Below are 10,471 nucleotides of genomic sequence, written 5' to 3'. Positions count from 1 at the left end.
TTCGGCGGCCGCCTCGGGCTGGCGGACGAGCGCGAAGACACGAAAGCGACGCACCAGCCATGGCAGCGCGCGGCGGGCGACGTCGCCGCTGCCGACGATCAGTATCCTTTTCATCGTTCGATTATCTCACGCACCATGAGCCACCGGATTTCCCTCCAGCCCGGCAACCACTCCTTCGAGGCCGACGACGACCAGACCGTGCTCGAGGCCGCGCTCGCCGCCGGCCTGCTGCTGCCGCACGGCTGCCGCGACGGCGCCTGCGGCGCCTGCAAGGGTCGCGTGCTCGAGGGCGAGGTCGAGCACGGCGAGCACTCGCCCGGCGCACTGAGCGAGGCCGAGCGCGCCGAGGGTCTGGCGCTGTTCTGCTGCGCGAAGCCGCTCGGCGACGTGATGGTGCAGGCACGCAGCGTGACGCGCGCCGGCGACATCCAGGTGAAGAAGCTGCCCTGCCGCGTGCAGAAGCTCGAGCGTCTGGCCGAGGACGTGATGCGGATCGAGCTCAAGCTGCCCTCGAGCGAGAACTTCGCCTTCCGCGCCGGCCAGTACATCGACATCCTGCTCGCCGACGGCCAGCGCCGCAGCTTCTCGATCGCCAACGCCCCGCACGACGCCCGCCATCTCGAGCTGCATGTGCGCCGCATCGACGGCGGCCGTTTCACCGGCCACGTCTTCGAGACCATGATGGAAAAGGAGATCCTGCGCTTCGAAGGGCCGCTGGGCAGCTTCTTCCTGCGCGAGGACTCCGCGCGGCCGATCGTGCTGGTGGCCGGCGGCACCGGCTTCGCACCGATCAAGGGCATCGTCGAGCACGCGATCCGGCTCGGCCTGCAGCGCCCGATCACGCTGTATTGGGGTGCGCGCCGGCGCGACGGGCTGTATCTCGACGCGCTCGCACGCGCCTGGGAGGAGGTGCTGCCCGGCCTGCGCTACGTCCCGGTGCTCTCCGACGAGGCCTGGGCGGGACGCGGCGGCCTGGTGCACCAGGCGGTACTCGAAGACTTCGCCGACCTTTCCGCGCACGAGGTCTATGTCTGCGGCGCCCCCGCGATGGTCGATGCCGCACGCGCCAGCTTCCACAGCGAACGCGGCCTGCCCGAGGACGCGTTCTTCGCCGACGCCTTCACCTTCGCCCAGCCCTCCGCCCGATGACCCGGAACGCCCGATGAGCCAGACCACCCTGCTGACCCGCGAGCCGGTCGTCAACAAGAACCGCGCGATCACCGCCAACCGCCTGATCGCCCACGGCCCCAACATCGCCTCGGTGGTCGAGGCGCTCTCCGCCCAGGCCGCGGTGTGGCCGACCCACCATCCGGTGTTCGTCAGCCTCGGCCGCCTGGTGCCGACGCCCGAGATCATGGAGTGGGCGATCCCCGGGAACGTGGCGATCGAGATCCCGGTGCAGACGCTCGCCCATCCGCACACCCAGGCGCTGATGGCGCGCCTGCGCGATGCCGGCATCGGCATGTGCCTGACCTGGTTCCAGCCCGAGGTCGCCCTGCCCGCCGGCCACGACTGGCGTTTCGTGCTCATCGACGCACGCCGCCACCCTGCGCCCACCGGCTCGCCCGGCCTGAGCCTGGCCTGGGGCCTGGCTGACATCGGCGCCTTCCGCCAGGCCGTCGCGGCGGGCTACGACGGTGCCTCGGGCTGGTTCTTCCTGCACGGCAACGCGCCCGCCAAGAGCCTCACGCCGGGGCATGCGCAGATCGTGCGGCTGCTCAACCTGGTGCGCAACAACGGCGACATCCGCGAGATCGAGGGCGTCCTCAAGCAGGACGTGGCGCTCTCCTTCAAGCTGCTGCGCTACATCAACTCGGCCGGCTTCGGCCTCATGGTCGAGATCCAGTCCTTCCGCCACGCGGTCAGCATCCTCGGCTACGACGCCCTCAACAAATGGCTGTCGCTGCTGCTGGTCACCGCCAGCCGCGACCCCAGCGCCCCCGCGCTGATGCAGACCGCGATCGCGCGCGGCCGCTTCATGGAAGAGATCGGCGGCGGCTTCTTCGATGCCGTCGAGCGCGACAACCTCTTCATCACCGGCGCCTTCTCGCTGCTGCACACCCTGCTCGGCACCTCGATCCAGACCCTGCTCGAAGAGATGAACCTGCCGCCGCGGGTGAGCGAGGCGCTCCTCTACGGCCAAGGCGACTTCGCCCCCTTCCTGCACCTTGCGCAGTGCTGCGAGAGCTTCGACCCCAAGGCCTTGCAGGCGGCGGTGGACCAGCTCCACCTGAGCTGCGAGCAGGTCAATCGCGCACAGCTGGTCGGGCTCGGTTTCGCCGACAGCCTGCACGGCTGAACCTCGTCCAGCGCCGCACCCCGTTCGTCATTCCCGCTCGACCGCCACATCGTTCACGGCAAGGGGAAGGGCCGACGGGCTAGAATCCGTCGGCCCTTTTTCCAACCGTCCATCGCATGTTCGCCGCCAATTTCAGCGCCTTCGAGCTCCAGCCCCTGCCCGACGGCGCGTCGACGATCCTGCGCATGCTCGCCGCGCAGACGCCGAACTGGGCGGAGATCGCGCTCGTGGCCGCACGCGACCCCGCGCTGAGCCTGGCGCTGCTGCTGGCCGATCCGCTGCGCGCGGGCGAACTCCAGGACGGCCTCAATGCCGCCCTGCGGCGCCGCCTCGAGCGCATCGGCACCGACCTGCTGCGCGCCTGGCTGCTCGGTCTGGGCCACGTCGGCAACCAACCGGACGAAACCGCCGACGCCGCACTGCTGCGTGCCGAATGCGCGCTCCACCTCGCGATCGAGACCGAATATCCGCGCCCCGACGAGGCCTACCTCGCCGGCCTGTGGTTCGGCCTGCCGCGCTCGGCGGGGTGGGTTTCCGGGCGCCGGCCGACGCTGCCGGCCCTTGTCGCCGACTGCGGCCTGCCCGCGAGCCTGGCCGACGCGCTCGAGTTCGACGGCATGGATCCGGCCTGCGCGGGCGCGATGCATCCGCTGCTCGGCCTGCTCGCCGCCGCACGCCAGCTCGCCGGTGGCAACTGGCAGGAGCGCATCACGGAAGTCGCCGAGCTGACCGGACTCGAGAGCGCAAGCGTGGTGGCGCTGCGCACCGACGTCGGCTACATCCTGTCCGGGCATGCGTCCTACCCCGCCCTGCCCGGCCTGCCCAGCGCGGGCACGGGCGCGGCCTGCCCGACCCTGCGCCTCACGGACGACCCCTACCGCTACGCCGGCATGCTCGGCCTGCTCACCGCCGCCTTCGTCGACCTGGACGCGACGACCATCCGCGACCGCCTGGCGATCGCCTGCCCGCTGTTCGGCCTGCACACCCCGCCGGTGCTGCTCGGCAGCGGCGAGGACGGTCGCCTGCGCCCGCTGCTCGGCGCCGCGGCGGGCAGCCCCGACCTGCTGATCGGCGAGCTGCGCCTGCGCCTGGACGACGAGACCAGCTGCATCGCCCTCGGTGCGCGCAGCGAGCAACCCTGCTCGCATTTCGGTGACGGCGGCCCGCCCGGGCGCAGCGTCGCCGACTGGCAGGTCGCACGCTGGCTCGGCCAGCCGGGCTTCCACGTCATCCCTCTGGGCGGCGCGGGCGACACCAGCGTGGCCCTGGTCGCCACCGCCTCCGCGCAGGCGCTCGACAGCGAGCTGCGCTGGCGCTACGCCGCCCTGCTCGGTGCCGCGGCGCGCGCGCTGCGCAGCCACGCCCGCCAGCGCGATGCGATCGCCGAGCGCGAGGCCGCGCTGCACCAGCGCTTCCGCGACCATGTGCGCCGCATCGCCCACGAGGCCAGCAACCCGCTCACGGTGCTCAAGACCCGCATCGACATGCTCGCCCAGGAGCGCTCCGGCGACAGCACGCTGCAAGACGAGATGAGCCTGCTCAACGCCGAACTCGACCGCATCGACAAACTCCTGCGCAGCGCCGCCGAACTGCCTGCCGAGACGGCCGAGATGCGCACCTGCCGGGTGCCCGAGCTGCTGCTGGACATGCGCACGCTGTACGGCGAGCCGCTCTTCGGCAGCCGCCAGATCCAGCTCGAGTTGCGCGCCGCGCGCGACGTGCCGCCGGCCGCGATCCCCGCATCGGCGCTCAAGCAGGTGCTGCTCAACCTGCTGCGCAACGCCTCCGAAGCGCTCCAGCCCGGCCAGCGCCTGGTCGTCTCGGTGCTGCCGCTGGTCAATGTCGACGGCCGCAACTGCCTGGAGATCCGCTTCGTCGACAACGGCCCCGGCCTGCCGGTGGAACGCGCCCAGGATCCGCTCAGCCCGCGCCCGAGCGCAAAGGGGGCGGAGCACCAGGGCCTCGGCCTCTCAGTGGTGCGCGAGATCCTCGCACAATGGGGCGGCACCCTGCTGTGCCGCACCCAGGCGGGCGCCGGCACGAGCTTCCAGATCTTCGTTCCGCTGGAACAAAGCGCCTGAGTGTTGCATCATGCGGCCGAACAAGCCCTCCACATCGCAGCCTCCGGGAGCCATGGTCACTCCGGCCGACAACGGGTTAAGGCCTCGGATCGACGCCACCGCCGGCGACGACGCCGACAGCGTCCGCATCCTGATCGTCGATGACGATCCGGCCCTGCGCCGCACCTTTCCGCATGCACTCGCCCGCCCCGGGCGCCTCTTCGACGAATGCGGCAGCATCGGCGAGGCGATCGGCCGCCTGGAGAAGCAGCGCTACGCGCTGATCCTGCTCGACTACCGTCTCCCCGACGCCAACGGCCTCGCGCTGCTCGACTGGCTGTCCGACCACCAGCGCGACGAGGCGGTGATCATCATCAGCGGCGAGGACGCGATCGACGCGGCGATCGGCGCGCTGCGCGGCGGCGCCGACGACTACGTGCGCAAGCCCTATCACGTGGCGCAGCTGCAGCGCGCGGTCGACGGCGCCCTGCACAAGGGCACGCTCGAACGCGCCAACAAGCTGATGAGCCAGCGCCTGAAGGATTCGGAGCGCCTGCACCGCTACCTGGTGGAGAGCTCGCCCGACATGATCTTCACCCTCGACGGCAGCGGCCGCTTCACCTACATCAACCCGCGCATCAAGGCCCTGCTGGGCTACGACCGCAGCGCGCTGGTCAAGCGCCCCTTCACCACCCTGGTGATGCCCGAGGACCTCGACCGCATCGACACCCTGCTCAGCCAGCCGAGCAGCCTGCCGGGCGAGAGCTTCCACGTCGAGCTGCGCCTGCGCTCGCGGCGCGACGGTGGTGGCGAGGGCGGCAGCGTCACCGTGTCGCTGACCGGCATCCCGATGGTCACGCAGGAGAACGACCGCCGCGTGATCGGCCTCTACGGCGTGGCGCGCGACATCTCCGAGCGCAAGCGCGCCGAGGAGATCATCTCCTTCCAGGCCTATCACGACCAGCTCACCCACCTGCCCAACCGGGTGCTGTTCAAGGACCGCCTCGAACTCGCGATCGCGCAGGCGCAGCGCCGCACCGGCGCGCTCGCGGTGATGTTCATCGACATCGACCGCTTCAAGCTGGTCAATGACACCTTCGGCCACGCCGAGGGCGACCTGCTGCTGCGTGCGATCGCGAGCCGGCTGTCGGCCACGCTGCGCCGCGGCGACACACTCGCCCGCCTCGGCGGCGACGAATTCACCGTGCTGCTCCCGGACATCAACCAGCCCGAGGACGCCGAGGTCATCGCGCGCAAGGTGCTCGACGCACTCGCCACCCCGGTGCGGCTCAGCCAGGGCGAATTCCGTGCCACGGTCAGCGTCGGCATCGCGCTCTTCCCGCGCGACGGCACCACTGCCGAGGACCTCACCCGCCACGCCGACGCGGCGATGTACCAGGTCAAGCGCTCCGGCAAGAACGCCTTCCGCTTCTTCGACCCCGAGCTCAACACCCGCCATCGCGACCGCATCGCGCTCGAGAACGACCTGCGCGGCGCGGTCGCCCGCGGCGAGCTCGACCTGCATTACCAGCCCCAGGTCAGCCTGGCGACGCGCGGCATCGTCGGCCTCGAGGCCTTGTTGCGCTGGAACCATCCGGGCCTGGGCGCGATTCCGCCCGCGACCTTCATCCAGGTGGCCGAAGAGGTCGGCCTCATCAGCGAGATCAGCAACTGGGTGCTGGAGACGGCCTGCGCGCAGCTCGCACGCTGGCAGGCGGAGGGCGTCGGCGCCCCGCGCGTGTCGATCAACCTGTCGGCCTGCGACTTCCAGCGCGGCGACGTGGTCGGCAGGATCCGCGCCTGCCTCGACCGCCACGGCGTGGCACCGTCATGCCTCGAGGTGGAGATCACCGAGGGCCTGATGATGGACGACACCGCCGACATCGCCGCCAAGGTGCGCGCGCTGCGCGAGGCCGGCATCAGCGTGGCGATCGACGACTTCGGCACCGGCTACTCGGCGCTCGCCTACCTGCAGCGCTTCCCGGTCAGCACGCTGAAGATCGACCGCAGCTTCGTGCGTGACCTCGAAGGCCCGATGACCAACCCGATCATCTCGGCCATCACCGGCATCGCACGCGGCTTCGATCTCGACCTCGTCGCCGAGGGCGTGGAGAATCTCGAGCAGGCCGACGCGCTGCGCGCGCTCGGCTGCGAGGTGATGCAGGGCTACCTGTTCGCCCGCCCCGCCCCGGCCGGCGAGGTGCCGGGCTGGCTGCGCCAGCCCGAACGGCTCTTCCTCGGCGCCGGCAGCGCGGACCTGCAGGCCGCACCGGCGTAAAAAAGCCGGCTTGCGCCGGCTTCGGAGGCACGCGGGCCGGCAGCGCCGGCCCGGAATGCGGCATTACTTGAGCGTCAGGATCCAGTCGACGAGCGCCTTGGCGTCGGCGGCATTGACCTGCGGGTTGGGAGGCATCGGGACCTTGCCCCAAGCGCCCACACCGCCCTTCTGCACCTTGTCGGCGAGCATCGCCGCGGCATCGGCCTGGCCGGCGTACTTGGCGGCGACTTCCTTGTAGGAAGGGCCGACCAGCTTCTTGTCCACCGCGTGACAGGCCAGGCAGTTCTTGGACTTGGCCAGCGCCTCGGACGCGAAAGCGGGCGAAGCGGAGAGGAGACCAGCAGCGACCGCAGCAGCAACGAAAGCCTTCATATTCCTTACCTCTTGGTGTTGGTTGTTACCGGCAGGTATTAAACCACCGCATGCGCCGGTTTGGGCAGGGCCCGCATACGATGTTGCACATTTGCCGCGCCTGCGCTCACTGGCGCACTTCCATGGCCTCGTCCGCCCGCAGCCCCGCCCGGCTGGCGCGGAAGGGATTGATGTCCAGCCCGCCACGGCGGGTGTAGCGCGCCCACACCGCAAGCTCCTGCGGCTTGCAGCGCGCCATGAGGTCGCAGAACACGCGCTCCACGCACTGCTCGTGGAACTCGTTGTGGCCGCGGAAGGACACCACGTAGCGCAGCAGGCCCTCGCGGTCGATCGCCGCCCCGCGGTAGCGCACGACCAGGGTACCCCAGTCGGGCTGGCCGGTGACCAGGCAGTTCGACTTGAGCAGGTGCGAGTACAGCGTCTCCTCCACCTCCGGTCCCGCGGCGCGCAGCGTCTCCGCGCAGGGCTGGTAGCGCCCGATGTCGATCTCGAGCGCGTCGATGCAGACGCCCTCGGGGTAGCCGAAGCTGCGCCCAGGGCGTTCCTGCAGCGGCCGCAACACCACCGCCACCGCGGCGCCGGCCGCCGCCGAAAGGTCCCGCGCGATGGTCGCGCGCACTTCCTCGACACTCGCGCAGCGCTGCTGGTTGAACGAGTTCAGGTAGAGCTTGAGCGACTTGGACTCGATCAGTCGCGGCGAAGCCGCCGGCACGCGGAACTCGCCGAGGGCCACCACCGGCTTGCCGCGCGCGTCCAGCCAGGAGAGTTCGTAGGCGTTCCACAAGTCCTCGCCGCAGAAGGGCAGCATGTCGGCGCGCAGGCCGAGCTCGTCGCGCTTGAGCTGGCGCGAAATCGGGAACAGCAGCTCGGGCGCGTAGGTGTCGCGGTAGGCGACCGCCTGACCGAGCGGGGAGGATTCGGCGCCGTGGCGGCGCGGGGTGTCGGTGTTCATTCGTGCGGATCCCGCAAGACTTCAGAGGCGATTCGGGGCGAACAGGGATGCCAGATCGACATGGGCCTCGATCGCGTCGGCGAGACGGTCGAGATCGGCCTCGCGGCGAGCGGCGAGGTCGACCGGCCCGGATCCTTCCATCGCCTCCGCGTCCAGCCCCGCCCAGGCGAGCAGCGCCGCCAAGGCCGCGGGGGCGTCGAACAGGCCGTGGACGTAGGTGCCGAGGATCTGCCCGTCCGCAGAGCGCGCGCCGTCGGGCCGGGTCGGCATGGCCTCGTCGCCGTGCGCCAACCACAGCGCCGGCCTCGCCAGCGCCGGGCCGGAGCTCACGCCCATGTGGATCTCGTAGCCGGTGACGGCCGCACCGGGTTCACCTGCACACTCGGACCCGTCTTCGCGCGACAGGTTCGCGAGGCGGCCGCGCAGGTTGCGCAGCTGCTTGTGTTGTTCGAGCACCGTGTCCACCTCGAGCAGGCCCAGCCCGGCCATCGTTCCCGGCGCGCCTTCGAGGCCCAGCGGGTCGGACAGCTCGCGGCCGAGCATCTGGAAGCCGCCGCAGATGCCGATCAGCTTGCCGCCATAGCGCAGGTGGCGGCGGATCGCCGTCTCCCAGCCCTGCGCGCGCAGCCAGGCGAGGTCGGCCTGCACGCTCTTGGAGCCGGGCAGCACGATCAGGTCGGCAGGCGGAATCGCCTGCCCGGGGCCGATCCAGCGGAAATCCACCTGCGGGTGCAATCGCAGCGGATCGAGGTCGGTGTGGTTGGAGATGCGCGAGTACACCGGCGCGATCACGCGCAGCGCAGCCTCGCCCGCGCGCACGTCGGCGGCGCTGTCGGCGAGCGCGTCCTCGGCGTCGAGGAAGAGCCCGTGCAGGTAAGGCAGCACGCCGAACACCGGCCGCCCCGTGCGCGCCTCCAGCCAGTCGAGGCCGGACTGCAGCAGGCCGAGGTCGCCGCGGAAGCGGTTGATGACGAAGCCCTTGACGCGCGCCTGCTCGGAGGGCGAGAGCAGCTCGAGGGTGCCGACGAGGTGGGCGAACACGCCGCCGCGGTCGATGTCCGCAACCAGCACCACCGGCACGTCGGCGGCTTCGGCGAAACCCATGTTGGCGATGTCGCGGTCGCGCAGGTTGATCTCGGCCGGGCTGCCGGCGCCCTCGACCAGCACCGCCGCGTAGGCGCTGCACAGGCGGTCCCAGCTCTGCATCACCGCGGCCATCGCGGTGGGCTTGTAGGCGTGGTAGTCGCGCGCCGACAGGCTGGCGACGGCGCGGCCGTGGATGACGACCTGGGCGCCGATGTCGGTGGAAGGCTTGAGCAGCACCGGATTGAAGTCGGTATGCGGGGCGACGCCGGCGGCGAGCGCCTGCAGGGCCTGGGCGCGGCCGATCTCGCCGCCGTCGATGGTGACGGCGGAGTTGAGCGCCATGTTCTGCGGCTTGAACGGGGCGACCTTGATGCCCCGTCGGCGCAGCACGCGGGCGAGTCCGGCGACCAGCGTGGTCTTGCCGGCGTCGGAGGTGGTGCCTTGCACCATCAGCGTGATCGGGGGGGACATGGCGTAGAATCCTGCGGGTTTTGCTCGAAGGGGCGGGATTATCGCCGATTCGGGAGGGTACGGTGGGCGCCCGGGCTTGCGCAGGCTGCCCGGCCCGGCGCGGGCGGGGCCGTGGTGCTTGCGGTTGTGTTCGCTGCTTGGGGTGACTCGCCCAAGTTCCTTTATTGACTGTTCCGATGCCCTCTTCATTGCTGCTCGTCCTCACGCTCAAGATGGCCGCCGGCCTGCTCGCCGATCGCGTATTCGGCGAGGCGAGGCGCTTCCATCCGCTGGTCGGCTTCGGGCGCTGGGCGGGCTGGGTCGAGCGGGCCTGCCGCCGGCTGTTCTTCGGCACCAACGAGACCGGCATGCGCCTGGCAGGATTGCTCGCCTGGGCGCTCGCGGTGCTGCCTTGGGTGGCGCTCGCGCTGTGGCTGCGTACGCTCCATCCGCACGCGCACTGGGGGGTGGACAGCGCGCTGCTCTACTTCGCCCTCGGCGGACGCAGCCTGGCCGAGCACGCGCTGGCGGTGGCGACGCCGCTCGCCGCCGGCGACCTTGACGCGGCGCGCGCGCGGGTGGGCTGGATCGTGAGCCGCGACACCCGCGCGCTCGACGCGGAGGGCGTGGCCAAGGCGGCCACCGAGTCGGTGCTGGAGAACGGCAACGACGCGGTGTTCGGCGCGCTGCTGTGGTTCGTGCTCGGTGGCGGCGCGGGGGTGGTGCTGTTCCGCCTGGCGAACACGCTCGATGCGATGTGGGGCTACCGCACGCCGCGCCACCTGCACTTCGGCTGGGCTGCGGCGCGCATCGACGATCTGCTCGGCTGGCTGCCGGCGCGCCTCACCGCGCTCACCTACGCCTGGCTCGGAGACACCCGGCGGGCGCTCGCGTGCTGGCGCGCGCAGGCGCCCGCCTGGGACAGTCCGAACGCCGGGCCGGTGATGGCGGCGGGTGCGGGCGCGCTCGGCGTG

At 71.1% G+C, this 10,471-nt stretch carries 8 protein-coding genes and 1 pseudogene; 5 read left to right on the top strand and 4 right to left on the bottom strand.

Features of this window, described 5'->3' with window-relative positions; genetic code table 11:
* Positions 1-114 (bottom strand): annotated as a pseudogene (locus C665_RS21170) (SDR family NAD(P)-dependent oxidoreductase); the annotation flags it as partial.
* 21 nt (positions 115-135) lie between these two features.
* Here C665_RS21170 and C665_RS15730 point away from each other — a divergent pair.
* The 4 genes from C665_RS15730 (at position 136) to C665_RS15715 (ending at position 6,637) form a co-directional block, all read left to right on the top strand.
* Entirely contained in the window at positions 136-1,149 is a 1,014-nt protein-coding gene (locus C665_RS15730) for a CDP-6-deoxy-delta-3,4-glucoseen reductase (RefSeq protein ID WP_040829443.1), read from the top strand.
* Between the two features lie 13 nt (positions 1,150-1,162).
* The gene (locus C665_RS15725; protein ID WP_004321998.1) at positions 1,163-2,299 is read left to right on the top strand and encodes an EAL and HDOD domain-containing protein; all 1,137 of its coding nucleotides are present in this window, start codon (positions 1,163-1,165) and stop codon (positions 2,297-2,299) included.
* 116 nt (positions 2,300-2,415) lie between these two features.
* On the top strand, positions 2,416-4,380 hold the full coding sequence (locus C665_RS15720) for a sensor histidine kinase (protein ID WP_004321997.1): 1,965 nt from the start codon (positions 2,416-2,418) through the stop codon (positions 4,378-4,380).
* 52 nt (positions 4,381-4,432) lie between these two features.
* Positions 4,433-6,637 carry an EAL domain-containing response regulator gene (locus tag C665_RS15715; RefSeq protein ID WP_004321995.1) on the top strand — a complete coding sequence of 735 codons (2,205 nt, stop codon included), beginning with the start codon at positions 4,433-4,435 and terminating at the stop codon, positions 6,635-6,637.
* A gap of 63 nt (positions 6,638-6,700) precedes the next feature.
* On the opposite strand, the gene C665_RS15710 is transcribed toward C665_RS15715, so the two are convergent.
* From C665_RS15710 to C665_RS15700, 3 genes are all read right to left on the bottom strand, one after another.
* A complete protein-coding gene (locus C665_RS15710; protein WP_004321994.1) occupies positions 6,701-7,009 on the bottom strand; it encodes a c-type cytochrome in 309 nt (102 codons plus the stop codon).
* A 106-nt stretch (positions 7,010-7,115) separates the two neighbouring features.
* The gene (gene queF, locus C665_RS15705; RefSeq protein WP_004321992.1) at positions 7,116-7,961 is read right to left on the bottom strand and encodes an NADPH-dependent 7-cyano-7-deazaguanine reductase QueF; all 846 of its coding nucleotides are present in this window, start codon (positions 7,959-7,961) and stop codon (positions 7,116-7,118) included.
* A gap of 21 nt (positions 7,962-7,982) precedes the next feature.
* Complete coding sequence (locus C665_RS15700) at positions 7,983-9,518, bottom strand: cobyric acid synthase (protein WP_004321990.1); 1,536 nt, start codon at positions 9,516-9,518, stop codon at positions 7,983-7,985.
* A 176-nt stretch (positions 9,519-9,694) separates the two neighbouring features.
* On the opposite strand from C665_RS15700, the gene C665_RS15695 reads away from it, so the two are divergent.
* Positions 9,695-10,471: CobD/CbiB family cobalamin biosynthesis protein (locus C665_RS15695; protein ID WP_040829442.1), on the top strand; the 777-nt coding region annotated here is incomplete at its 3' end.

It is taken from the genome of Thauera aminoaromatica S2 (assembly GCF_000310185.1).
Classification (GTDB): domain Bacteria; phylum Pseudomonadota; class Gammaproteobacteria; order Burkholderiales; family Rhodocyclaceae; genus Thauera; species Thauera aminoaromatica.
The sequence above is the reverse complement of the archived record's forward strand: the minus strand, read 5'-3'. Positions and strand labels throughout refer to the sequence as shown.